Raw genomic sequence first — 24,505 nt, 5'->3', positions numbered from 1 at the left:
TATGCACTAAAACCGGCTACCAGCCTGACTGAGGAATCGTTCCTCTTCTTTGGTACTGGTCCTGCCTAGCACCAAGTTTCGGTGAGGGTAACGGCCAAATTGCTCAATAATACGCAGGTGTTTCAACTCGTAATCGTATTGCTGCTCTAAACCAGGAACCGCAAAAAGTTGAAGCGCAATATCGTGTATAGCTAAAGATTCGCTATGCATAAATGGCATGTATAAAAATATGCATTGCTGAGGCGTAAGGGCTTTGTCGGCCTCCACACTCACCGCCTCTTGGGCTAATACTAACGCCATAGGATCTTGCGAGAAAGCGTGGGGAGTGTCTCGGTATATATTTCGTGAAAACTGATCAAGCAAAATAATTTCAGCTAATCGGCCTGTAGGCGTAGCGCGCCAAGGCCATAGTTCACCTTGTGATGCAGCGCGGTGTAAGGTTAAAAATTGCGATGCAATAGTGCGATCAAGGGCAGAATCTTGAGTAAACCACTGGGAAGGGGTTAGTTCATTAAACCAAAACGCTAAAACTCTGCTAGACTCTTCTATAACAAGGTGGGATTTATCCATTTCAACTCCAACATCAAATGCTTGGTTGCCTTTTTAAGGGAGAACAGCGCAGTTGTCTCTTTGTATCTCGTGTGGCAACACGAATTGTTATACGTACTTATTTAATAATTCGATCTTCCATTCTTGCTTAAAAAGCAACCAAATAAAAGTAGTTAATATTACTTTACATGTTATTTAAATCGTACTTTACCTATTACTTTCGCTCGGAAGGCTCTAATTCATCAAGGTCGCCATACAGGCTAGTAATGGCTTTAACACGCTTTGATGCGCTGTCGCCCAAGGCAGAATACGTAAAGTTACATAGAGTAGAAACCAAGCTCATTGGGGCAGCATAACTGTCGAATGGGGCGTAGTTATCTACCTGTGAACTTAAATGATTGCCTAAATGACACACCAATAAATGCTTTACGTTATCTCGGTATACTTGCCCGGTAGGATCGGTGATAAGAATGGTTTGGCAGTGAGAAAGGGTATGCAACACGTGTTTAAATTGGCGGGTGCGTCTACGAAACCCAAACAACACCACAACATCGTCTTTACCCAAATCGACTAAATCTTCCCCTAAGGTTTGCCCAGGTTGAGGCAAAAGCCTTACCGAGGTGCGAATCTGCTTAAGTTGCTGGCGAAAATGCAGGGCCAATGGGTAAGCGTTTCTAAACCCGATAAGGGTAATTTGTTGCGCGTTTGCCAGCTTTTCAGCAATGGCAGTAAGGGTAGCAATATCAATATTGTCGAAGGTTTGCGAAATATTATTTAATTCTTGCTCGTGCTGTAAAACCGCTGTGGTGCTAGGGCTAACAGGCACGCCCTGTTCGCGTAGGGTAAGCAACGTATTTTTTGCTTCTTGATGCGACTCAAAACCAAGCTGACGAAAAAAGCGACTTACCGTAGCTTTTGAAGTGTTGGTTTGTTCAGCAATATGAGAGGTTGATTGAGTAACAACCGCAATAGGATTACGCTGTAAATACTGAGCAATAGTTTGGCCTGATGGCGATAAAGACGCGTAGTGCTTCTCTATTTGCTTAATAACATCGTTTGAATTTTTGGCCATAGGGAATAATCTTCAACTGCTCAGTGGTGGGTGTCGCGTTCTTGTAGTTTTGCACTATATTGATGCTTTTTAGCAAATAACAACAATATCGTGAAGGAATATATTTCAGCAACAGTGCCCATCTGCGTGTTATTTATACACACGAAGTGAGCGTTTATTGCCTGTTAACAAGCAAACCGTAACCGCCGTACCTTCGTTACATACCATGTCACGTGCCATCATGTTCTATTCTCACACTTTATTCCACTGCCAGAAATTCAAAAAAACGCTAATTTATCGTGACTTACTTATTTACGCCTGACGTATAAGCCTAATGTATAAGCTCTGTCGTAAGACTTCTACGCGAATTGGCACTATAATTTCATTATCTTTTTAAGTTCATATTTCTGTCATCATTTTGCAATTAAGTAGGTGTTCTTCGTGGTAAAGCTATGGTCTGAATTGATCATCTTGTTCGTAGCATTGCCCCTTGCCGTGCTTTACTGGATTAATCACGTCTCCAATTGGCTTATGCCTATTTTGGGCATAGTGTGTTTGTTTTGTTTAAGCGTGCTATTGGCCGACAAACAATTTCAACGAATTCGTTTATGGCATTGGGAAGATTACGGCCGTCATTTAAAAAGTACCCTAAAGCTTTTTCTACCATGGGCAAGTTTGCTTGCGCTGTGTGTTTATCTCATTAAGCCTGAGCTTTTTTTGCATTGGCCAATTAACGAGCCATGGATGTGGGTAGTTACCTTGTTGGTGTATCCCGTGGTGTCGGTTATTCCTCAAGAAATCATTTTTAGAACCTTTTTCTTCCACCGTTATAAACGTATTTTACCTTCACAAAATGCGCGCTGGGCGTTAAGCACTTTTGTATTTGGCCTGGCGCATCTGATTTATGGGAATTGGGTGGCGGTTGTTATATCGTGGTTCGGTGGCGCTATATTTGGCTATCGTTACATGCAAACAAATTCAACACCCATTGTGGTAATAGAGCATGCTATTTGGGGAAGTTTTTTATTCACCATTGGTTTAGGCTCATATTTAGTGGTGGCTGGCCCTTAGCGTAAACCACTTCGCGAGCCTGTGCGTACTAACATATGCGTATTAATATACTTATAGTGGTAAGCAGCACTAACAAGCACCTTAGCGGGTTGAGCGTATAATTATTTGGCTTCCCTCGTGGTAGCTAATCTCATTTCAAGGAGCGAAAGTGAGCATCATCAGTTTATTTACGGCATTTTCTACGGTCTTTTTCACGGTATTTTCCGACGTAGCAAACCTGTTACCTCTTAGTGTATTAGCAGCAGATACAGTTGCGCCCACATCTGGGGTAGAAAACTTCACCGAAGCACAGTCGGTCTTATTAGATTTATGGCATGGCTTTTTGTATCGCCTACCAGGGCTTGGTGTCGGCCTGCTAATAATGGCGCTGTTTATTATCGCGGCAGGGCCGTTATCTCGATTGCTACTTAAGCCGTTTTCTTTTTCCTCGTTAACGCCGTTGATTAAGTCGGTAGCCCAACGCTCTATTAGTTTGATTATTATATTGCTTGGCGTGTATTTATTCCTGTTTATGGCAGGGTTAACCGGCTTTGCGGTGGCGGTAATAAGCGGTACGGGTGTAGTAGGGTTAATTCTTGGCTTTGCCTTTCGTGATATTGCCGAAAACTTTATTTCAAGCTTATTGCTGACTATTCAAAGGCCATTTCGAATTGGCGATATTGTTGAAATGAACGAGTTCACTGGCATCATTCAAAAGGTCACGTCTCGTGCAACTACCATGGTAGATTTCGACGGAAACCATATTCAAATTCCCAATGCGACCATTTATAAAGGTGTCATTAAAAACCTAACCGCCAACCCACTAATGCGCGGCCATTTTGTGTTAGGAGTAGGGTACGATGCAGACATTCGTTATGCTCAAAATCTGGCCGTTGAGATAATATCTAGTCATGCAAAGGTACTTGAAGATCCCGAACCTCAAGTGTTAATCGATAACTTAGGTGCATCGACCTACAATTTAAAAGTGTATTTTTGGGTAAATGTTGAAGACACCAGTGTGCTTAAAATGTCGTCATTACTGATGCGTCAAATTGTGGGCCGCTTCACAGAAGAAGATATAAGTATGCCAGACGATGCTCGAGAACGTGTTTTCCCTAACGGATTAGCCATAGTGTCTAATCAAACCGTCGATAATGCCGGCAATAATACTGGCAAAAATAACGGCACCAACACCGCCAATAACAACGCCGCAGAAGATGAAAGCGGCGGGTTCACATCGCTTAATAAACCCTTTTCACAAGGTAACAACACTCAGTTAGCGGAAAACCAAAAACCGGCGGTAGAAATAGCAGGTACGTCGGCCAACAATAAAGCACCGGCATCTTATCTTTCAGCATCTAACAGCAAAGCCAATTTAGCGCATGAAAACGATGACGTTAGCAGCGAAGCCGAAGATATAAGAGAGCAAGCTAAAAAAGCCCGCGACCCAGAAAGTGGTGAAAATATTCTGTAGATAGCTTTTCAAAGGAGTGGCCCTTCAAAAGAGTGGCCTCTTAAAAGATTAGTCTCTTAAAAGATTAGTCTCTCGAAAGATTGTTCTAAGTAGAATGCCGTAAACTATGGCGCGGTGGGCGATAAGTTACAGCGACCCAGAAAGTCTTGCCATAACACCACGTGGGCTTTCATCGCATCACTGTACAGTGTGAAGTTTTCAACAGCATGAGTATGAATGTGCGCTTTAAACGGCGCGCTTAATGCGGTGTTTTTACTCCATTGTTCCCATAAAGGTTGTAGCTGATAATGGTAGCTGTTTAAGGTGCTAGCAATGGGCTGAATTTCTTCTATAAAATACAAGTAAAATACGTTGCGTAAAATAGTCGCCTTGTCGCTGGTTTTTCCATTTTCGCAATGCACATCGTTCAGAGCAGGCGCTAAAGCTTGATTAAGTTCCACTAAACGATTGTGCAGTATAGCTTGCGTTTGCCATAGCTTGGCGGGAAGCCTTGAAGACGCAATAATCTGTAATTGTTGTTCAAGTTCGCGGCTGTCGTACTCGGGTACGCCAGCAACGCTATTATCGTCATTATTGCCGCTATCGCCGTTAATTCCACTATCGCCACTACTATTACCATCAGCTTTACGTTTCGCTTCTGGCTGTACTTCAACAACCTCTTTAACAATTGATGTGCCAGCTAAACCGTTAATAAAGTTAAGCGCATTAATCGAGGCATTAGCATCTTTATTTTCACTTGCCTGTAATGGCGAGGCAGCCATGCTTAAACCCAGTCGCATTTCGGTACTGGTTTGTACTACGTTTGCCCACACGCTTTGATACTGAGCCTGCTTTTGTTTACGCCAACTCGCGACCGTAGCTGCAATAGGGTCTTGTGCACCTTGCAACGTGGTTTCGCAATTTGCCAGCGCCTTCAATACGCGATGTTCGTAACCTAAGCGCTGTGAAGGTAATTGCGTTTTACCCAATGCCGTATTTCTTTCGGCCACTATACGGCCAAGCTCGCAATCTTGTATGGCGTAGAACTCTCTTATATTAATATTTAAGGCGGTAACATTGTTACCAAGTTCTGTTAGCGAGGGGTAAGTTTGAGAGGGTAGTTTAAGAGTAGGGTTTAATGGCTGCGTAGAAGGGCTACGTTCATCTACCAGTGGTTTATCTAATACTCTAGATAAGCGAGTGGTATATTCATCCATGGTGTCATCAATACTGGGCGCACCAAAGCACCCTTGTAATAAACCTAAGATAAGTACAACACCTGCTAATCGCATACGCTTTCCAATATGTGTGCGCTCAGTTTGAATGATGCGCTGTGAAACCAGGCAATTACGCCGACGCATTAGTGTGTAGGCTGCGGCCACCATCTACATAGATAATTTGCCCGGTAATGTATTGAGCTGAAATTAAAAATGTTGCTGTGTTTGCAATATCCTCGGGTGAGCCAAGCCCGCCTAGTGGAATGCTGTCTAATAACCGCTGTTTTTGATCGTGCTCTAATTCTCTTTCAGGCCACAAAATGGCGCCCGGCGCAATACCATTCACGCGTACGTGCGGCGCCATTTCAACTGCCAGTGAACGGGTAATAGATGCCAATGCCGTTTTAGCAAGGCCGTATACCGTATGGTGGGGCAGTGGGCGGTCTATGTGCATATCGACCATATTAATAATACAGCCGTTACTTGCTTTTAATGCAGGCCACAAAGCTTGCGACAAGAACAAGGGGCCTTGTACGTTGCTGCCCACTAATGCTTGCCAGTCACTCGCAGAAATATCGCCAAGGGGCGTAGGGTAAAAGCTAGAGGCGTTATTAATGAGTACGTCGATGCCGCGTTGACTTTGTGTATTGGCAATACTGCTAGATGAAAACGCGTCTGGCGCAGTGGCTTGTTCAGCTAAGCGAGTAATATCCTCTAACTTGCACAAGTCAGCTTGCAAACAAATTGCGCTATTGGACCTTATTGCATTTAACGAACTTACCAAAGCGGTTGCGTCTTCAGCCGATTGACCGTAATGCACAATCACGCGATAACCAGCACTGTGAAGGGTTTTCGCCATTGTGGCACCAATGCGTTTCGCTGCGCCGGTTATCAGTGCTACAGGTGAATGTTTTTGTGTCACTTGTTCAGTAGCAATGTCTGCATTAGCGGCTTCATCTTCCATAGTGTGGTTGTCGGTAAGTTTTTGTTCGTTAGGCATTGGCAGGCACTACTCCGTTGTTCGGGGCTTTTGTTCGATTTTTTTATTCGGTGTTACTTTTCGCACAAGCATGTTTGCTTAAGTTTGACAGCATTTCCAATAATTTAAAGATAAGAATAAGTAAGGTTTCAGGTAAAAACAGGTGAAATTCACAAAATGTTTTTACTCAAATGCACGAAATGTGGCTAGCAAGGCATTGAAAATACCCTTACCCATTGCAAGTGCGTTTTCAGTCGTTATAATCGCCCATCGATTATCGTTTATACGGCCGGCCCAAGTATGGAAGTCGGCAAAGAGTAAACGGTAATCAAAGTTATATTGTTTATTGCGCTAGTATCGCAAATACCGCGCAAGCAATGAACATAACGACATCGCTTTAACACCCAATAGGTGTTTTTAAATTTAAAATTGCAAGTGGCGCAGAGTAGGCGTCACCACTGTAAAGGACATATCATGCCAGTAATTACCCTTCCTGATGGAAGCCAGCGCGCTTTCGACCAATCAGTTTCTGTATTAGATGTTGCCAACGATATCGGCCCAGGTTTAGCGAAAGCCACCATTGCCGGTAAAGTAAATGGCGAATTGGTAGACGCCGTAGATCTTATTGAGTCAGATGCTCAACTACAAATCATTACCGCAAAAGATGAAGCTGGTTTAGAAATTCTTCGCCACAGCTGTGCGCATTTGTTAGGCCATGCTATTAAGCAACTTTGGCCAAACACCAAAATGGCAATTGGGCCTACTATCGACAACGGGTTTTACTACGATGTTGATATGGAAGAAAGCCTAACCCAGGAAGATATTCAAAAGCTTGAAAAGCGTATGCTTCAACTAGCTAAAACTAACTATAACGTTGTTAAAAACAAAGTTAGCTGGCAAGAAGCCCGTGATGCATTCGAAGCACGCGGTGAAACCTATAAAATGGAAATTCTAGATGAGAACATCAGTCATGATGATCGTCCAGGATTATACCACCATGAAGAATACGTAGACATGTGCCGAGGCCCTCACGTGCCTAACATGAAATTCTGCCAAAACTTTAAACTTATGAAAGTAGCCGGCGCTTACTGGCGTGGCGACAGCGACAATAAAATGTTGCAACGTATTTACGGCACAGCATGGGCAGATAAAAAGCAACTTAAAGCTTATTTGCAGCGCTTAGAAGAAGCTGAAAAGCGTGATCACCGTAAAATTGGTAAAACCCTAGACTTGTTCCACTTCCAAGACGAAGCGCCGGGTATGGTGTTTTGGCATAATGATGGCTGGTCTATTTACACAGAATTAGAAAAGTTTATTCGTGGCAAATTGCGCGAGTACGACTACGGCGAAGTAAAAGGCCCATTAATGATGGACCGTTCGTTGTGGGAAAAATCGGGTCACTGGGATAAATTTGGCGATGCCATGTTTACCACTGAATCTGAAAAGCGTGAATACGCAATTAAACCAATGAACTGCCCAGGTCACGTTCAAATATTTAACCAAGGCTTAAAGTCTTACCGCGACCTTCCGTTGCGTATGGCAGAGTTTGGTTGTTGTCACCGTAATGAACCATCAGGTGGTTTACATGGTCTAATGCGTGTACGTGGGTTTACACAAGACGATGCACACGTGTTCTGTACCGAAGAACAGATACTCGATGAAGTGGGTAGCTGTATTGACATGGTTTACGATGCGTACAATACCTTCGGTTTTGAAAAAATCGTGGTAAAACTTTCTACTCGCCCAGAAAGCCGAGTAGGCAGTGACGAGATTTGGGATAAATCTGAAGCTGCATTGGCAGAAGCACTTAATAAGAAAAATATTGAGTTTAGTTATTTGCCAGGCGAAGGTGCGTTCTACGGACCTAAAATTGAATTTACCCTTCATGATTGCTTAGACAGAGCATGGCAGTGTGGAACGGTTCAGCTAGATTTCTCTATGCCGGGTCGTTTAGGGTCTACTTACGTAGCTGAAGACGGCGAACGTAAAGTGCCTGTTATGATCCACAGAGCTATTTTAGGTTCACTAGAAAGATTTATCGGTATTCTTACCGAAGAATTTGCCGGACTTTTCCCGCTTTGGTTAGCGCCTCAGCAGGTGGTAATTCTAAATATTACCGATAGTCAGGGTGAATATGCACAAGAATGTGCAAAAAAACTGCAAAAAAGTGGATTTAGAGCAAAGTCGGACTTGAGAAATGAGAAGATTGGCTTTAAAATCCGCGAGCACACTCTCAAGCGTGTTCCTTATATGCTAGTGGTAGGCGATAAAGAAATGGAAGCTGGCGAAGTAGCAGTACGCTCACGACGCGGCGACGACCTAGGCAAAATGAGCCTGGAAGCTTTTATTGCCATGGCAAATCAGGAAGTGGCAGAAAAGACCATTAAATAGTTTGAGGGTTTTCGTGTATACTACACGACGGTGTTTGCTTATCAGTACTGAATTAAAGACAGATGATGAGCAAACAGAAGAATTAAATGTTTGGAGGAATGCACATTAAAGGCGCTAATAACAAGGCTCAGGGCGACAAAGCCCGCATAAACGATGAAATTAAAGCCAAAGAAGTACGCTTAATTGGCAAAGACGGTGAGCAAGCCGGCATTGTGACGTTAGCAGAAGCGACGAAACTTGCTGAAGAAGCCAGTCTTGATCTAGTAGAAATCAGTCCGAATGCTGAGCCGCCAGTCTGTAAAGTTATGGACTATGGCAAATTCCTCTTTGAAAAAAGTAAAGCTCAAAAAGAGCAGAAGAAAAAACAGAAGCAAATTCAGGTCAAGGAGATTAAGTTCCGCCCTGGCACTGATGAAGGCGATTACCAGGTAAAACTGCGCAACCTGCGTCGCTTTCTTGAAGGTGGTGATAAAGCCAAAGTTACGATCCGTTTCCGCGGACGTGAAATGGCGCACCAAGAGATCGGTATTGAACTTCTTAACCGTGTTAAAGCGGATTTGGAAGAGATTGCTGTGTGCGAGTCTTTCCCACGTCGTGTGGAAGGCCGCCAAATGATCATGGTGCTAGCCCCAACTAAGAAGTCGTAGTGGTCTAAAAGTTTTTGAGGTACTGCAATCTCAAAACACCCTGCGGCTAAACATTAACCGACAACCGGTAACTGCATACCCAGCGTCGATACTAACAATGCGGAGTTTTAGCAATGCCTAAAATGAAAACTGTAAGCGGTGCCGCCAAACGTTTTAAGAAAACGGGTTCTGGCCGCTTTAAAAGCAAACAGTCTCACTTACGTCACATTCTGACTAAGAAGAGCTCTAAGCGTAAACGTCACCTTCGTGGCAAGAAACTGGTTCATGATTCTGATACCAAATTGGTTCAGCGCATGTTGCCGTACGTATAGACTTAGGAGACTGATTAATGGCTAGAGTAAAACGCGGCACGGTAGCACGTGCACGTCACAAAAAAGTCCTCAAGCAGGCAAAAGGTTATTACGGTGCTCGTTCACGTGTTTATCGCGTAGCGGTACAAGCCGTAACTAAAGCTGGTCAATATGCTTACCGTGACCGTCGTCAGCGCAAGCGTCAATTCCGTCAATTGTGGATTGCACGTATTAATGCTGCTGCACGTCAAAATGGTATGTCATACAGCCGTTTCATTAACGGTTTGAAAAAAGCGTCTGTTGAAATCGATCGTAAGATCCTTGCCGACATTGCTGTACATGACAAAGCGGCTTTCAGCGCACTAGTCGATGCGGCTAAAGGCGCATTAGCTTAATTATTAACTAATTAAGTTTAAGTTCTTTCGGAAAAAGGCGAGCAGGATGCTCGCCTTTTTTCGTTTCTGGCGTTTAGTTTTTTGTTAACAGCACTATTCGTACACAGCGCAGCCCCCAAAACGGGAAACCAAAAAACGGAAAACCACAAAACGGAAAACCAAAACTGAAAAGAGCCAGGCTGTGTTAAATAGCGATCAGCCCACGGCTCTCACACGCACTTAATAAGGTGTAGACAAATTCACACCCTTACTCATATAAATATCATCATAAGCCAAGCCGCCATTACCGTATGGTTTATCAATTGGCCCTGTATTGCTATTAGCCAAAAAGTAAATAAGTGGCAGTTCTCGTTTCATTCTAAAATTAGCGCTTTCATACGCTAAGGTTTGCTGGCTGAACTCGCCGCCTTTCACGTAAACACTATAAACTTGCCCACCATTTTCAACCGTGGCGTTATTAACCACGTACCAAATTTCGTACCATTCGCCCACCGTAAGAGGCTGTGATATTTTGTTGTCAGCATTTTTTACACTGGCGTATTGGCGGTATTTACCCGTACTGTCTATTTTCACCATTAAGCTACCGTCGTTCTTATACCCGTTCGATTCGTACTTATCGGTAACTCTTAGGGTAGGTTCAAACGCGTTGTAACCATGTTTAATTATGTCGGCAGGTTGCATGTTACTAATGCCAAAGGCATGGTTGTTAGGAAATCGCTCAACGCAAATTTTGGTATAAAAGGTATAGGTATCGCCCACGTTTACAGGTACAGGCAGTGCTTTGAAGCTTAGGGCTTTTCTATTCCCCACAACGCCGTCAGCTGCAGGCTTTTTAATTAAATAGCCGTTGCTAGCGTTAGGCAGAGTAGGGGAGATGTTTGTATGGTTACCTTTGCCTAAGGCTGCGCATGAAGCTGCCCGAGGATCGTAAAATCGAATTTCAGTCACTTGGGCGTTCGCTTTAAAGGGGGATGCATAAGATTCAGTGTCATTTTGCGTGTCGGCTAATTGCCAACCAGTTAGCGATTCGTTATTGAACGCATCAATTACTAACCAAGGTGAGGGAGTTTGTGTAGGTAATAAGTAACAAGCAGTGAGTAAAAATGACGTACTTGCCAGTAATAGGTACTTCATAACGTGGCTTATAATGTAATGGGTGTCACTTATTTATACACTCAAGGAGCCGGAAACTACAATTAAAATGGCCTCCAATAGTACGTTGAAGAATGAACTGGCAAGCGCCTCACGCATTTAATTATATCGTTAACAGAAACAAAAAAGCCTCAACACGTGGTGTTGAGGCTTAGATTAGGTGTATCAAAATTTTACAATCTTAAACTCATAAAATTGGCACTAACCAAATTTAAACAGATAGTGTTAGTAAGCGTTCTTATTCGCTAATCCACCAAACACGGTCATAAAGACTATTTTAATATCGAACCAAACAGACCAGCGGTGAATATAATCTAAATCATATTCTACTCGCTGTACCATTTTATTCACTGTCTCTGTTTCGCCGCGTAAGCCGTTAACTTGCGCCCAACCGGTAATGCCAGGCTTAACCTTATGGCGTAGCATGTAGCCCGTTATAAGCTTACGGTATTCTTCATTATGCGCTACGGCATGAGGGCGGGGGCCTACAATCGACATTCTGCCTTGTAGCACATTAATAAACTGCGGAAGTTCATCAATAGAAGAACGGCGCAGAAACCCACCAATTTTAGTTAAGCGAGCATCATTCTTAGTGGCTTGTTTAACCACAGCACCGTTATCTTGCGTAGTCATAGAGCGAAATTTATAAACGGTAATTTGCTTTCCATCTAACCCATATCGTTTCTGTTTGAAAATGACAGGGCCCTTAGAGGTAAGCTTAACCGCTGCAGCAATGCCCAACATTGGGATAGCCAGCATGATTAAGATTAGAATACTTAATACAATGTCTTCAAAGCGTTTTAAAATGTCGCTAGCACCCTGGAATGGGGTGTCGTACACGCTTAACGCTTGGACAGAGCCAATCGACTGCCAGCGGGCATTTAGCAGGTTATACATAAAGAAGTTAGGAATAATATAAACGTTAGCCGTGGTGTCGCTACATTTTTCAAGAATGTGGCGAATACGGCTTTCTGCACTCATTGGCAGTGCTATATATATGTAGTCCACTTCATTACGCTTAGCCATTTCAATGGCCGATTCAATATTGCCTAATACTTGGTTTCTAAACTCATGAGGCAATCTGTCTTCACTTCTATCGTCGAACAACCCTAAGAAACGAATGCCCAAATGTTCATTTGAAACAATTTGATTGGCCATGTTGTAACCCAACTGACTTGCACCAATTACAATCGATTTTCTTGAGTTTAATCCGCTGCGGCGAAGGCGAAAAAGGAATTTTCGCATTACATAGCGCCAAGCAAGTACCACAACAAATGAAGATGCGGCCCATAATAAAACACCAGGTGGCGTAATTCTTAAATCGCCAAAGAAAAAGAACCCAAAAGCGGTGGTAGACAACATACTAAGTGCCCACGCTATAGCCGCTGCACGAAGCATTTCATTCGTTCTGTGGCCACGCCAAGAACGGTAAAGCTCTACAAATTCACCAGATAATTGGAAACTAATAACAAAGACAAAAAGGAATAGAAGGCTGCCAGCGGTTACTGGGCTATGGTAATAAAACGCTGAAGCGTAATAAAGTAAGGTCACTAAGCATAAATCAATAAGCCTATATATGGTTGAGAAACCACTTTGGTTCCTAACGATAAGCCCGCCAGAAGCATTGGGTTCAACCTCGTGAGATTTGAGGACTTGGTTAGGTGCTACTTTATTATCCATGTAAGTATCTCTAAGAAATAAAAGTTCACGCCGACTTCAATTGTCAATAAAGCAAAAGACCACTGCGTTTATTATAAGCTTTAGCTTAAATTACTTTTTAAGCTGATTAGTTAAACTAAAGCAAGATTTGTACCGAAAAGCTTTGAAAGCAAAATTGAAAACAAGAAGAGGGGCTTAACCACGCCAAGCTAACAAAAAGCTAACTAAGCGATATTAACCACTCTTTCAGCTTAACTATAGTATAAGCAAGTTGTAATTTTATTACAAAACTATTGAAAGCAATTCTTCAAATGATATTGTAAGATAACTAATTATCTTTATACTGCGTGCCATAAATCTATTAACTTTCAACCTGAAAACTTCGTTTAACGGGGTTGAAAAGTCGCCTCAATTTACAGGTAAGCCCGTAATCTAGACACATTGCTGCAATATTCATTCGCTATGCTAGTAGTGGTGATGGGTAGGTTTTGAAATATATACGGTGATTGTTTAGTAGATACGTACGTGTTGATTGATGCTGATAAAAAGTAACGAAAATTTTCATTTAATTTTTCATTTAATTTTCATTACAGTGCATGGCACGGTATTAGCATGCTTAATGGCATATAGCGCAAAGATTATAAATTTCACACTCAAATCGGTTAAATAAATGTGGTTAGTGTTGTTTTTTTGAGCAGGCAGGCAAGTGTTGCACTGTTTTACCCCAACATTAACCCATAATAAGACCAAAAAAATTTTAGGAGCGAGTATGTTTAAAAGGACAACAAGCCTTGTTGCACTGTCGGTAATTAGCGCCATATCGAATGCACAAGAGGCTGGCCGTATTGAAGCAGGCCAATTCGACATCATCCCCACGTTCAACACCTCATTGAGCTACGTTGATAACGTTGCTTATGCTCGTGATGGTGAACCTAAAATTTACAGCTGGCGCGCAACGCTTTCGCCAGAAATTATTGCGGCAACCGAAATTGATGGCAACCCCGTTCAATTTGGTTACCGCTTAGAGCGCGGTGTGTACTTTTCAAGCAGTGCAGATGATTACACTGACCATTTTGTTGAGGCTACCGGTGAATACGAGCTAAATAGTCGTCATCGCCTAAGTGGAACTGCGCAATATGAAGATGGCCATGAAGATCGCGGTACCGGTTTTTCACTTGGGGCTGGCGATGATATTACTTCGCCTGATACTTTTAAGAGTATATACGCTGGTGCTGAGTACAGTTACGGTGCGTTAACGTCAAACGGCATGCTAACCCTTAAGGCAAACCGAGAAACATTAGATTACGACCGAGAAGAGCAAGCTTACCTGCTTCGCGACCGCGCTAAAAACAAAGTAGGCGCTGAATTCGCCTACAAAATTGCACCTTCTACCGCTTTGGTGATTGACGTTACCAATACATATACTCGTTACGACCGTCAATTATCGGCAGCTTCTAGCCTTGATAGTGACACATTACGTGTATTAGGTGGTATTACGTGGGAAAGTACGGCAGCCACTACCGGTTTTGCGAAAGTGGGTTATACCGAAAAAGACTTTGAGTCTGCAACTCGTAGTACTTTCTATGGTGTAGATTGGGAAGCGGGTGTTGAATGGCAACCTGTTACCTATTCAACATTTCGATTTGCAACCAGTGCAGATACTCGTGAAACCAACGGTGAAGGTAACTTCATTCGAGGCCGCGATTATACCGCCTCTTGGGAGCATGAATGGCTACAGCGTTTAAGTACATCCACAAGCATTAGCAAGTTAACAGATGAATATGTGTTAGATGACGAAGGCATTGCCAATCGTGAAGATGATTTAATGCGTTATACCGCTGCATTAAACTATCAAGCACGTCGTTACTTAAGCTTTTCTTTGTATTACACATTAAATGACAGAGACAGTAACCGAGATACTATTGGTTACGACAGAAGTGTAATTGGTTTATCTGCTGAGGTTAGCCTGTGAAGCAATGTGTAAACAGTATTTTCGCATTCCTTTTTGTTGTAGTGATGTCGTTCAATGCCATAGCACAAGAAGGTAATTTGAGTATGAGCCGCTACCAATTGGGCTCAGGTGACAGAATAAGTATTAACGTATTTGGCCAAGACGATTTATCGATGGAAGTACGTTTGCCCGATGTTGGCACTATTAACTACCCGTTTATGGGTGAAGTAAAATTAGTAGGCTTAACCTTAGGCGAAGTAGAACAGCTCATTTACGAAGGCTTAAAAGGGGATTACTTAGTAAACCCTTCAGTGTCGGTGACGATTATTGACTACCGCCCGTTTTTTATAGACGGCGAGGTTAAACGCCCAGGTGGTTACCCTTATCAGCCTGGTTTGTCGGTTAACAAAGCCGCTGCGTTAGCTGGCGGTTATACCGAACGAGCAGCAAGAGACAAAATAACTATAGTTCGAGAAAAAGATGGCACATCACGCAGCTTTACCGTTACGGTAAGCGACATGATTCAGCCCGGTGATATCATTACCGTAAATCAACGCTTTTTCTAATTAGCAGAATTTCAGGATACAAAAATAACATGGCAGTAAATAATAGGGACGATGTGAATCATGGTGTGCTAGATAGCGAAACTATCGATATTGCACACTACCTTGGAATTCTGAAACGCTACGCTTTTCGTATAGTTTCATTAGCCATTGCGTTTACTATTTTAGTGGCTTTGCTGGTAATGCGTATGACGCCACTTTACACGTCGTCTACTACCATATTAGTCGATTCCGAAAACGCGAACGTGGTGTCAATTGAAGAAGTGTATGGCTTAGATACTAAGCGTAAAGACTACATGCAAACCCAATACGAAATACTACGCTCGCGCCAAATAGCAGAGCGTACTGTAGAGGGCATGAACTTACACTTAAACGATAAATTCATGCCGCCTGAAGAAGGCCCTGGTATTGTAGATTCGCTTCTTGCTAGTGCGAAAGATATGTTGCCATTTCTTCCTCAAGAAGAAGCGGTTGAGCGTACCGAAGCACAAATTATCGCTGCAAAAAAACGTTCGGCCGTGTTCAGGTTAATGCGCGCCGTAGAAGTTAGTATGGTAGATAACACGCAGGTAATGAAGATTTCAGTAACCACTGAATCTGCTTCGTTGTCGGCGGAAATTGCCGATACTATTGCCGATGTTTACATTGAAAACTACCTTCAAGCTAAACTAGACATGACAGCAAAAGCAACGTCGTTTCTTACTGAAAGCTTAGAAGGTTTGAAAGACAAGTTAGATATTGCTGAAAAAAACTTGGCGCAATTTTATGAGCGTAACCAAGTGGTTAATATAGACGGTGTAGTTGGCCTTGCTGCTGACGAACTAGAGCGTTTGAGTTCACAGCTGCTTGACGCACAAACTGCACTAAAATTAAATGCGGTTATATACAGACAAACACGCAATAACGTTACCCTTGATGATATTGCAAGATTGCCAGAAGTTCTAAATCACCCTACCATTCAAGGGGTGCGCCGCGACGAAGCCAAAGCCATGACTCGCGTGTCTGAACTTAGCAAAGTGTACGGCCCTAAACACCCGAAAATGATTGCGGCAAATGCCGAGCTTTCTTCAATTCGTGAAACCTTAAATACCCAAACCCGCGATCTGATTTCTAGTATTACTACCCAGTATCAAGTTTCAGAACAGCGCGTAGCGCAGTTACAACAAGAGGTAGAAATAGCGAAAGCAGAATTCCGTGGCTTATCTGCGTTAGATAATGAGCGCAAAGCGCTTCAGCGTGATGTTGATATTAACCAGCAACTGTATAATTCGTTCTTTACTCGATTGAAAGAAACCGATGAGTTGGGTGGTTTTGAATCAGCTAACGCCAGAGTGTTAGATAGCGCAGTTGTTCCGTCTGTTCCTTCTGAACCGAATAAAAAGCTTTTGATTGGTGCGGCTTTCGTATTCAGCATTGGTTTTGGCGTGTTTTTAGCTATTACCATGGAAACGCTAAATAGCGGTATCCGTTCTGTAGAAGACGTAGAACGTAAATTAGGCCAGCGTATGTTGGGGTTAATTCCATGGTTGGCCCATAAGAAGAAAACCAATTTACCTATTCGTACTTATTTTGACGGTAAAAAACATCAGTTTGCCGAGTCGGTTAGAACCTTACGTACTAGTTTGTCGTTATTGAATTTAGATAAAGACAACCAAGCTATTATGGTTACCTCTAGCGTGCCTAAAGAAGGTAAAACTACCGTATCTATTAACCTTGCGTTCGCGTTAGGGCAATTAGATAAGACCATATTGATAGATGCTGATTTACGCCGCCCGAGCATTGGTAAGCAATTTAATATTCCTAATTACCAACCCGGTGTGGCTAACCTTATTCTTAAAACCCACAGTTTTGATGAATGCTTGGTGCGTGATGAGCAGGCGAATATTGATATTCTTTCTGCCGGTACCATACCTTCTAACCCACAAGAGCTTCTTGCCGATAAAGGGTTCGATGCATTAATTAAAGAATTAAAGACCCAATATAAATATGTGGTAGTTGATACTGCGCCTACCCAAGCAGTAAGTGATTCTATGGTTATTGCTAACTCGTGCGACTCTATTATTTACGTAGTACGTGCAGACAGTACTAGCGAGAAAGTGATCAATACTGGGTTGTCTCGTTTCTTACAAGTTGGACATCGCCTTGATGGGGTAGTGCTAAATCAAGTAGACTTACGAAAGTCTGATGTAGCACAGAGGTACGGCGGGTTTTATGATCAGTATGATTATACTAGTCATAAGGACAGCTAAAAATTAATTGATAGACCTTCACAGTCATATATTACCTGGTATTGATGATGGTGCCAGAACCATGGCCATGTCGATTGACATGGCCAAACAAACGCTTGAGTGCGGTGTTACGCACTTAGTTTGTACCCCTCATATTCACCCCGGTTTTTTCGACAATACTCCTGTTATTATTGAAAACGCGTATAACGACCTTGTGTTAGCGCTTCAGCAACAAAATATACCGCTTACATTGTCTTACGCGGCAGAGCTTCGCGTGTCAGAACACATTCCTATTTGGATAAAGCAAAACGCCGTTCCGTTTTTAGGTGATATTGATGGCAAAAAGGTGATGCTGCTTGAAATGCCTCATAGTCATATACCATCTGGGCTAGAACCGCTAATTAAGTGGTTATTGAAAAACAACGTACAGCCGCTTATTGCACACCCAGAGCGAAACCGAGAGCTACTACGCGAGCAACACAAATTTGACTGGTTGCAGCGCATAGGGTGTTGGTTTCAAGTAACGGCTGGCGCACTTACAGGCCGATTCGGTGAGCCAGTGCAGAACTTTGCGCTAACACTACTTGCCAATAAAAGTTTTCATGTAGTGGCTTCTGATACCCACGATACTGTTCGTAGACCTAACGATATGGGCGAAGCATTTGCAGTGGTATCGGCGGTAGACGCGGCCTACGCCCAGCAAGTTTTCGTCACTACACCGGGTAAGATAGTAGGGGCAAGTCGTGACCTTATCTAACTTATACAACAACAATCAATTATTGATAAAACGTGTTGTGCGTACCGTGTTTTTTATTACCGCCGCCTGGGGCGTAATATGGAGTGCTCAGTTTTTCGTATCGGGAAACTATTACTATCGTGTAAACAACCAGTTAGAAGCATGGCAAAGTAAACCTGAGCTGGTTACACAAAGCAAAGTAAGCGATGCTATCACCAAAATAGATTCTGCTATTTCCATGTTTCCAAATAACGCATTGTATTATCAAATGCGCGGGCAGCTTTATGAGTGGCAAGCCTTTGTCTCGCAAAAAGCTGCTCAAAGCACGGCTCAAAGCGCGGCTGAAAGTGACAAGATGAATAGTTTGAAACTGGCATTTACCAATTACCAGCAGAGTTTATCGCTACGCCCACTTTGGCCAGCTAGTTGGATAGGCTTAGCGTCGGTTAAATGGAAACTTAATGAAGTAGACGATACTTTCTATCAATATATGAATAAAGCGGCTCAGACAGGCCCACAAGACGCCGTAGTACATAAATTTATAGTGGAATATGGCTTAGCCAATTTCTCGGCACGGTCGCCTGAATACATTAACGTTATTCAACCATTAAAACATCATATGAAATTAGGGTTGGCAAACCCCCATAGCAGAGAAGCAATTGTTCAAAGTATCGTTAGATACAACGCAGAAGAGCCCGCATGCAGATGGATGCGCTTGGCGTCTTACCCAGTAAGAAAACGCATTCCCAATTGCATCACGTACAACTAGCAGTATTTAGGTTCATTTATTACCGTTGGACTTACCGGTAGAAGCATGCCGTTACTAGCATTTTCATTAGCTTTGCATAGCGATGTTTAAGCTATTTTTATAATACCTTCGCTTAAAACGTAGCTTTAAGCCAATCCCACAAACCTAGCGAAAAGTTTTCAAACAAATTAATGCCCAGCCACGATTTTAATATGTACAGCAGAACCATACCTACAAGCAGTGAAAATAAAATAAATAGGGTGAAACCAAACGCCAAAGTAAGTTGGCCAATTTTACTTTCAATACGTGAAGGGTCTCGTTTATCTTTGCCACCTAAAAGTGCAAAATAAAAACGGCTGTGCCCAATACCAAGGGTACCCCTTAAATCTAACTTATGCTTACCCCAACGCCTGCCTGCTAATGCGGTATTAATATGGGTTAACTGTTCTTCACTAAAAGAGTTAGCCACATGCTTGGGCATTCTTTCTAGCATATGCTTAACGTTGGGTTCTTCCTGAATGGGGTGATTAACTTTTAAAACCACGTTGCACTTTCCATAATGTTATTAATAAGTATATGCATAAATAAGCCCTTAATTAGGCGCTTGAGCAGCATCCTAATTATATAAGGTTCATTTGCGCGATGTTGATTTGCGAACCCGAATACGATTACTCATTGCCCCTAATGCCAGCAACGTAATAAATATCGCACTGTTAGCTGGAGCCTGTAAGGGAAAGTCTACGCTACTGTGTATGGCCATACCAATAATAGCCATGAAACACGCAAATGCCGCTCCACGTGGCAGAGGGTGGTGGCGTTGCTGAAAAGCATTGAATGCATTTATGCCGCAACACAGTACAAATACGCCCATAAACAGTGCGCCAATAACACCAAATTCAATACTAAACTGTAAGTATTCGTTGTGAGCATGATCGTAAAAGTGTTGAATACTCTCACTTTGAAATTGAGGGTAAACGGTATAGAAGGTTCCCCCACCCGTACCAATTAGTGGGTATTCCGATAACAAGGGCAGTACGTCGGTAACTACTTCGTCTCGGCTTTCATTGGTTAAATCGGTTTGTTCAAGGCGTTGCTTCACTTCGTTTAAACCAAATACACTACTTACAATCATAATGTCGATAACGAGCATGCTTATAAACAAGGCTACATAGCTTTTTTGTCTAGGCTTGAAATACCACAAACCTAGGGCTGCGGTTATAGTCATGCTAACAAAAAATGCCGTATTCCCCATTCTTGAACGTGACATTACCAGTGCAATAACCATGATTATAATACCAATACGAAACAGTACTTTATTACCCAGCCAAAACTTTAGCCACCGCCGCAATCTTTCTCTTTTAGACAAGCCATCGTCTTCGCCTAAACTTGCTATTAAATAGCCTAGTGCCGCGCTTAAAGAAAGCAATAAGTAATTAGCAAAATGGTTTTTGTAAATAAAACTGCCGGTAGCAATGTGGGTAACAGATTGCTTAAACACTAAGCTGTACTCAATACCTGATAACACCTCGAGCGACCCATAAATGGCCTGAAATATGCCACTTGCGCTAATGGTTATTAATACAAATTTCAGCCGTGATGTAGAGCGTACCAATGCCAATACACTGAAAAACAACAAGCAATAGCAAAGAGATTTCAAAAAAACAATTTGGCTTTGGCCTACATCAAAACTAAGCGGTAACCAACTAGCACCAGTTGGTACATTTGCGTATTCGGGTAATAGCTTTTCTGGCCGTAGGCTGGAAACAAGTGAAGCGGGCAGGGGGATTAAGTTTAGTAGCTGCCAAGCAAGAAACAAAACCCATAGCAGAACGAAAACACGATATTGGCGAACTACAACAGTAACGGTGCGAAAGTGAAAGGCCATTAATGATGCGCTTATACAAAAAACAGAAATTTGCATAAGCGCCCAAGCCCATGGGCGATTGGCTCCTAAAGGGATAGGCAGCCAAAAAAGGGTAAATAAAAGAAAACCGAAAAGAAGCTTTTCGGTTTTTCTATTATTAACACTCAGCATTTAATATCGCCATTTATTACTACCACTAACGATCGCTAACACAGAGTTTAATTACAATATAACTTAGTTTGCTGAAACAGTAGTATCGCCACCGCCCGCACCAGCAGCACCCGTACCCACACCTAGTGGTGATACGTCGTTGCCAGCAGCACCCGCCGCAGTAGCGGTAAGGGTAGAGGTATCTATGCCTGCATTAATTGCAGCTAACAATGCGTCTTCGGCACTAATTACGCCCGTTTGCAATGCAACGTTATAAATTTCGTTGGCATCTTCAGGGAATAAAATCATCGCAATGGTAACCACTTCTGATGACTGTTCTGGTAATGCACCAAAACCAGCAATAGCTAATTCAAACCCAGTTGCGTTATCTACCAATAAACCTACCATGCTTTCAAACGCAGCTTGGTTAGTCTGTAAAAAAGGCAAGCTTTCAGCTGGAATAGCAACACTGCCATTCGCAAGCACATCGTTACTAACGGTAACCGACGCTTCTTCAGCTGGAGTACCATTATCTATAACGGTTAATAACTGGTTTCTAATTTGCAAACCTGGAACGCTACCTGCACTTTCTTGCGCAATAGCCACTGGCGAAATAGCAATAAGCACACTCATTACTAAAGAAAAAATAACTCTATTACGCATAATAGTTCCTACTTCAAAAATTCTGTTTGCATACATTAGGTATTGTATACCAAATGAACGCCCCTTGTCTTAGCTTTTTACTTCCCTAGACGCCATGCTGTAGGCTTGGCAAAGTGATAACCTTGCTGATAAACAACCTGCAGCTTATTCAGCGCATTACTTTCAAGTTCGCTTTCAACCAGCTCTGCAATAACCTTAATTTGTAACCCATTAGCAATACTTACTAGGCTGCTAACAAATAGCTGATTGTCTTTGTCTTCATGAATATCCTTGGTCAATTTGCCGGATATTTTTACAAAGTCGGGCTGAATAGCCCTTAACCCACTTAATGATGCAAGATTGTCGCCAAAATGTTCAATAGTAATTGTGCATCCTGCACGTTTAACCATTTCACAGAATTTAAGGGTTGCTTCACGGTAATAAATAATAGCTGAATCTTCAATTTCAAAGGCTAATCTATCGCATAACGATTTGTTTTCAATAAGGTAACTACTTAGCCATTGGCAAAAGTCGGCATTCGCAATTGATGCAGTAGCAATATTCACTGCCACAGTATGTGGCGATGCCATTAATTTACTCACCACTAAAGATGTTACAAGCCTATCTACTTGGGGTATTAAGTGAAGCCGCTCCGATGCTGGTATTAGCTGCGACATGGGTATATCTGTATTGGTAGACACATCTTTAAAGCGCGCGAAACCTTCGTAATAACAAGGCGCTTTGTTTTCGGTACTAAAAATTGGCTGAATTAAAATGTCGGCATACTGCTGTAATAATATGTTGTTTAGCCTTTCGCGCCATTCAGTATTGCTATGTATGTACGTAAGCTCTGAAGCAAATTGCCAGCCTCTGTCTAGCTTCGTTGCCGCCAGCAGAGCGCTATCCGCTTTTTCCATCACTTCGGAAAAGCTATTTTCACTTGAATACTTAGCGGCACCAATCCAGGCAGTTTTGTCGCCATCTTTAAGAAAATCTATTTTGTTAATTTCATCGCTAAGGCTTTTAAGTCTTTTTTCGCATTCTTGTTGCGATACAGCTTCCATTAGTAAGGCAAAATCAGAACCCGACACTCTAAATAACGTCACTTTATCTGGAAATTGCATTACAGCCAGTTTCAGTTTTTTTGCAGCCGCACTTACATATTCATCACCTTCGGCACCGCCGAGTAGGTTATTTACCCGTGCAAGCTGCGTTAACCTAACCAATACCACATAACCTTCTTCTACCGTAGCCGTGCCACTTAATAGTGCGTTCATGTGTCGATTAAAGGCATTTCTGTTAGAAAGGCCTGTTAGGGTGTCGCCATAAGCTATCGCCTTGAATTGTTCCGCACGCGCGGTTAGTTCTTTAAACATGCTTTCTACCGCTCTAGACAGCTTATTAACGGCTAGCGTGATAAAAGAAAACTCTTTAGTGAAAGGTTGATAATCAATTTCTGAGAATTTTTGGTTTTGAATATCGCCAATTTTTTCAGTCACTATTTCCAGAGGTTTAGTAATTTGACGAATAATTACCAACAGCACTAAGTAAGCAATTACAAAGGCAATAAAAAACATTAGTGCACTTTGCGTAATGCTGTCCCAAAGCTTTTCGTTGGCAAGGCCTGGGTGGCTTTGCACTGAAAGCTGCCCTGCGATAGTCCAGCCATCGTTCAGCTCGGTATCTTTTACGGGAGGGGTTACATGTACCGCTTCTGTAAACCAATTCGGTACCGTGTCTATTTTATTCGGGTTTTGCCTAATAATGAGCGTTTCGCCATTGGCATCTTTTAACGAAATTGTTTGATAGTAACCTCTGTCGAATATGGCATTTACCATAGTTTCAGCCACTGCTTGGCCATTTTCTTGCGACAGATAAGGCGCCATAGCCAAACCTAAAGAGGTGGCGGTGTCTTGTGCATGGGTAGCCAATTGTTCATTCACATATTCTTTGGTCATTTTTACGTTAATAAAAAAAGAACCGGCGAACACGGCCAGTAAAAAAATGAGCAAGCTAACGCTTAGTTGGGTAGATAATTTCATTGTTCTTGTGTATCTCCGAGCATTACGCTGTTTAAACGATCTATCATGTCGTCCCACATTTTCATGGGGCCGCTGCCTCTTAATTTTCTGCCTGTTCCCATAGACTTTGCAGCCCAAAGACCTTCACCATTAAAACTGTACACGGGCGCAAGATCACGTCGCTTATTTGCAGGTAGTATACGGCGGTTAATATTATCAAGCACTAATGGAATAGAGGTAGGGCTTGGATAATAGGCTAATACCATATGGGGTTGGTTCAATTCTAACGCGGTAACGTACATAAGGCGAAGTTGCGATTCAGGAATGCCAAGTTCTATTAACGAAAAGTACTTAGCAATAGAATAATCTTCACAATCGCCCGCACCTGTTGCAATAAATTCAATAGGCGTGGCCCAGTAATCGGGTTGACGCCAATGCTTCAGGTCGTCCACAAATTCAAACCGATTGAAAAAACGGTTAACCTGATAAAGCTTTTCATCAATATCTTCGTTCTGACTGTTGGTAACTAATTGTCGCCACTTTGCTACATCAGAAGAGGCATTTTTACCAAACAGCGCTTCAACTCGGCTATAAACTGCAGGGGTGAATATATTTTTTTGTTGTGCAACAACATACGATGCCGCACTAAAAAGCAACCCCGTTAGAGCATAAATACAGGTTCGGCGGTAATTTTTACACGCGTTGCGAGTTGCCATGCCAATTGAGCCTTAATGCACCTTAGTGAAACGAATTCACTAAAAAGTAACTG

The 24,505-nt window shown here is 42.5% G+C and carries 22 protein-coding genes; 11 read left to right on the top strand and 11 right to left on the bottom strand.

Annotated elements, in window-relative coordinates; all coding sequences use genetic code 11:
• Window positions 1-6 precede the first annotated feature (6 nt).
• Both J8L84_RS02820 and J8L84_RS02815 read right to left on the bottom strand, forming a co-directional pair.
• Window positions 7-570 carry a DUF924 family protein gene (locus J8L84_RS02820; protein WP_211069370.1) on the bottom strand — a complete coding sequence of 188 codons (564 nt, stop codon included), beginning with the start codon at window positions 568-570 and terminating at the stop codon, window positions 7-9.
• 193 nt (window positions 571-763) lie between these two features.
• Window positions 764-1,621, bottom strand: coding sequence for a MurR/RpiR family transcriptional regulator (locus J8L84_RS02815; RefSeq protein ID WP_057792570.1), 858 nt, complete (start codon window positions 1,619-1,621; stop codon window positions 764-766).
• Window positions 1,622-2,041: 420 nt separating this feature from the next.
• On the opposite strand from J8L84_RS02815, the gene J8L84_RS02810 reads away from it, so the two are divergent.
• Both J8L84_RS02810 and J8L84_RS02805 read left to right on the top strand, forming a co-directional pair.
• Window positions 2,042-2,671 carry a CPBP family intramembrane glutamic endopeptidase gene (locus tag J8L84_RS02810; RefSeq protein ID WP_211069369.1) on the top strand — a complete coding sequence of 210 codons (630 nt, stop codon included), beginning with the start codon at window positions 2,042-2,044 and terminating at the stop codon, window positions 2,669-2,671.
• A 217-nt stretch (window positions 2,672-2,888) separates the two neighbouring features.
• Complete coding sequence (locus J8L84_RS02805) at window positions 2,889-4,124, top strand: mechanosensitive ion channel family protein (RefSeq protein WP_247670564.1); 1,236 nt, start codon at window positions 2,889-2,891, stop codon at window positions 4,122-4,124.
• Window positions 4,125-4,228: 104 nt separating this feature from the next.
• Here the strand turns inward: J8L84_RS02805 and J8L84_RS02800 are convergent, their stop codons facing one another.
• Window positions 4,229-5,395, bottom strand: a complete 1,167-nt coding sequence (locus J8L84_RS02800; protein WP_211069367.1) for a DUF3080 family protein — start codon at window positions 5,393-5,395, stop codon at window positions 4,229-4,231.
• A 55-nt stretch (window positions 5,396-5,450) separates the two neighbouring features.
• Window positions 5,451-6,284, bottom strand: a complete 834-nt coding sequence (locus J8L84_RS02795) for a pteridine reductase (protein WP_211069678.1) — start codon at window positions 6,282-6,284, stop codon at window positions 5,451-5,453.
• 489 nt (window positions 6,285-6,773) lie between these two features.
• On the opposite strand from J8L84_RS02795, the gene thrS reads away from it, so the two are divergent.
• From thrS to rplT, 4 genes are all read left to right on the top strand, one after another.
• Complete coding sequence (thrS, locus tag J8L84_RS02790) at window positions 6,774-8,690, top strand: threonine--tRNA ligase (RefSeq protein WP_057792559.1); 1,917 nt, start codon at window positions 6,774-6,776, stop codon at window positions 8,688-8,690.
• Window positions 8,691-8,788: 98 nt separating this feature from the next.
• Window positions 8,789-9,337, top strand: a complete 549-nt coding sequence (gene infC, locus J8L84_RS02785) for a translation initiation factor IF-3 (protein WP_126873690.1) — start codon at window positions 8,789-8,791, stop codon at window positions 9,335-9,337.
• 113 nt (window positions 9,338-9,450) lie between these two features.
• Complete coding sequence (gene rpmI / locus J8L84_RS02780) at window positions 9,451-9,648, top strand: 50S ribosomal protein L35 (protein ID WP_012518091.1); 198 nt, start codon at window positions 9,451-9,453, stop codon at window positions 9,646-9,648.
• A gap of 17 nt (window positions 9,649-9,665) precedes the next feature.
• A complete protein-coding gene (rplT, locus tag J8L84_RS02775) occupies window positions 9,666-10,022 on the top strand; it encodes a 50S ribosomal protein L20 (protein WP_013784592.1) in 357 nt (118 codons plus the stop codon).
• A 219-nt stretch (window positions 10,023-10,241) separates the two neighbouring features.
• Here rplT and J8L84_RS02770 read toward each other — a convergent pair whose 3' ends face one another.
• The gene (locus J8L84_RS02770; RefSeq protein WP_211069366.1) at window positions 10,242-11,156 is read right to left on the bottom strand and encodes a hypothetical protein; all 915 of its coding nucleotides are present in this window, start codon (window positions 11,154-11,156) and stop codon (window positions 10,242-10,244) included.
• Window positions 11,157-11,399: 243 nt separating this feature from the next.
• Window positions 11,400-12,854: an undecaprenyl-phosphate glucose phosphotransferase gene (locus J8L84_RS02765; RefSeq protein ID WP_211069365.1), complete on the bottom strand. Its 1,455-nt coding sequence runs from the start codon at window positions 12,852-12,854 to the stop codon at window positions 11,400-11,402.
• Window positions 12,855-13,602: 748 nt separating this feature from the next.
• On the opposite strand from J8L84_RS02765, the gene J8L84_RS02760 reads away from it, so the two are divergent.
• The 5 genes from J8L84_RS02760 to J8L84_RS02740 are packed head-to-tail and all read left to right on the top strand — an operon-like array spanning window position 13,603 to window position 19,080.
• A complete protein-coding gene (locus J8L84_RS02760) occupies window positions 13,603-14,805 on the top strand; it encodes an outer membrane beta-barrel protein (protein WP_211069364.1) in 1,203 nt (400 codons plus the stop codon).
• A complete protein-coding gene (locus J8L84_RS02755; RefSeq protein ID WP_348771799.1) occupies window positions 14,802-15,350 on the top strand; it encodes a polysaccharide biosynthesis/export family protein in 549 nt (182 codons plus the stop codon). The genes J8L84_RS02760 and J8L84_RS02755 overlap by 4 nt, the downstream gene beginning before the upstream one ends.
• A 29-nt stretch (window positions 15,351-15,379) precedes the next feature.
• Window positions 15,380-17,596 (top strand): polysaccharide biosynthesis tyrosine autokinase, encoded by a 2,217-nt coding sequence (locus J8L84_RS02750; RefSeq protein ID WP_211069363.1) that lies wholly within the window; start codon window positions 15,380-15,382, stop codon window positions 17,594-17,596.
• A gap of 7 nt (window positions 17,597-17,603) precedes the next feature.
• Window positions 17,604-18,332, top strand: coding sequence for a CpsB/CapC family capsule biosynthesis tyrosine phosphatase (locus J8L84_RS02745; RefSeq protein WP_211069362.1), 729 nt, complete (start codon window positions 17,604-17,606; stop codon window positions 18,330-18,332).
• Entirely contained in the window at window positions 18,319-19,080 is a 762-nt protein-coding gene (locus tag J8L84_RS02740) for a VpsP family polysaccharide biosynthesis protein (protein ID WP_211069361.1), read from the top strand. Before J8L84_RS02745 ends, J8L84_RS02740 begins: the two co-directional genes overlap by 14 nt.
• 112 nt (window positions 19,081-19,192) lie before the next feature.
• On the opposite strand, the gene J8L84_RS02735 is transcribed toward J8L84_RS02740, so the two are convergent.
• From J8L84_RS02735 to J8L84_RS02715, 5 genes are all read right to left on the bottom strand, one after another.
• On the bottom strand, window positions 19,193-19,603 hold the full coding sequence (locus tag J8L84_RS02735; protein WP_211069360.1) for a 3-phosphoshikimate 1-carboxyvinyltransferase: 411 nt from the start codon (window positions 19,601-19,603) through the stop codon (window positions 19,193-19,195).
• A gap of 87 nt (window positions 19,604-19,690) precedes the next feature.
• Window positions 19,691-21,094 carry an O-antigen ligase family protein gene (locus J8L84_RS02730; RefSeq protein WP_211069359.1) on the bottom strand — a complete coding sequence of 468 codons (1,404 nt, stop codon included), beginning with the start codon at window positions 21,092-21,094 and terminating at the stop codon, window positions 19,691-19,693.
• A 63-nt stretch (window positions 21,095-21,157) separates the two neighbouring features.
• Window positions 21,158-21,736 (bottom strand): hypothetical protein, encoded by a 579-nt coding sequence (locus J8L84_RS02725; protein ID WP_211069358.1) that lies wholly within the window; start codon window positions 21,734-21,736, stop codon window positions 21,158-21,160.
• A 77-nt stretch (window positions 21,737-21,813) separates the two neighbouring features.
• A complete protein-coding gene (locus tag J8L84_RS02720) occupies window positions 21,814-23,757 on the bottom strand; it encodes an EAL domain-containing protein (protein WP_211069357.1) in 1,944 nt (647 codons plus the stop codon).
• The gene (locus J8L84_RS02715) at window positions 23,754-24,452 is read right to left on the bottom strand and encodes a transglutaminase-like cysteine peptidase (RefSeq protein WP_057792539.1); all 699 of its coding nucleotides are present in this window, start codon (window positions 24,450-24,452) and stop codon (window positions 23,754-23,756) included. Before J8L84_RS02715 ends, J8L84_RS02720 begins: the two co-directional genes overlap by 4 nt.
• Window positions 24,453-24,505: the final 53 nt, after the last annotated feature.

The sequence above is a fragment of the Alteromonas sp. MMG017 genome (genome assembly GCF_018100795.1).
Lineage (GTDB): Bacteria > Pseudomonadota > Gammaproteobacteria > Enterobacterales > Alteromonadaceae > Alteromonas.
Note: the sequence above shows the minus strand (reverse complement) of the source record. Positions and strands in the feature narration are given on the sequence as shown.

What these genes read in the sequence shown, in the direction of transcription:
- rplT (WP_013784592.1), top strand. Translation starts at nt 9,666, where the DNA reads ATGGCTAGAGTAAAACGCGGCACGGTAGCACGTGCACGTCACAAAAAA.
- thrS (WP_057792559.1), top strand. Translation starts at nt 6,774, where the DNA reads ATGCCAGTAATTACCCTTCCTGATGGAAGCCAGCGCGCTTTCGACCAA.
- J8L84_RS02820 (WP_211069370.1), bottom strand. Translation starts at nt 570, where the DNA reads ATGGATAAATCCCACCTTGTTATAGAAGAGTCTAGCAGAGTTTTAGCG.
- infC (WP_126873690.1), top strand. Translation starts at nt 8,789, where the DNA reads ATGCACATTAAAGGCGCTAATAACAAGGCTCAGGGCGACAAAGCCCGC.
- J8L84_RS02725 (WP_211069358.1), bottom strand. Translation starts at nt 21,736, where the DNA reads ATGCGTAATAGAGTTATTTTTTCTTTAGTAATGAGTGTGCTTATTGCT.
- J8L84_RS02730 (WP_211069359.1), bottom strand. Translation starts at nt 21,094, where the DNA reads ATGCTGAGTGTTAATAATAGAAAAACCGAAAAGCTTCTTTTCGGTTTT.
- J8L84_RS02800 (WP_211069367.1), bottom strand. Translation starts at nt 5,395, where the DNA reads ATGCGATTAGCAGGTGTTGTACTTATCTTAGGTTTATTACAAGGGTGC.
- J8L84_RS02720 (WP_211069357.1), bottom strand. Translation starts at nt 23,757, where the DNA reads ATGAAATTATCTACCCAACTAAGCGTTAGCTTGCTCATTTTTTTACTG.
- J8L84_RS02760 (WP_211069364.1), top strand. Translation starts at nt 13,603, where the DNA reads ATGTTTAAAAGGACAACAAGCCTTGTTGCACTGTCGGTAATTAGCGCC.
- J8L84_RS02765 (WP_211069365.1), bottom strand. Translation starts at nt 12,854, where the DNA reads ATGGATAATAAAGTAGCACCTAACCAAGTCCTCAAATCTCACGAGGTT.
- rpmI (WP_012518091.1), top strand. Translation starts at nt 9,451, where the DNA reads ATGCCTAAAATGAAAACTGTAAGCGGTGCCGCCAAACGTTTTAAGAAA.
- J8L84_RS02770 (WP_211069366.1), bottom strand. Translation starts at nt 11,156, where the DNA reads ATGAAGTACCTATTACTGGCAAGTACGTCATTTTTACTCACTGCTTGT.
- J8L84_RS02815 (WP_057792570.1), bottom strand. Translation starts at nt 1,621, where the DNA reads ATGGCCAAAAATTCAAACGATGTTATTAAGCAAATAGAGAAGCACTAC.
- J8L84_RS02750 (WP_211069363.1), top strand. Translation starts at nt 15,380, where the DNA reads ATGGCAGTAAATAATAGGGACGATGTGAATCATGGTGTGCTAGATAGC.
- J8L84_RS02715 (WP_057792539.1), bottom strand. Translation starts at nt 24,452, where the DNA reads ATGGCAACTCGCAACGCGTGTAAAAATTACCGCCGAACCTGTATTTAT.
- J8L84_RS02795 (WP_211069678.1), bottom strand. Translation starts at nt 6,284, where the DNA reads ATGGAAGATGAAGCCGCTAATGCAGACATTGCTACTGAACAAGTGACA.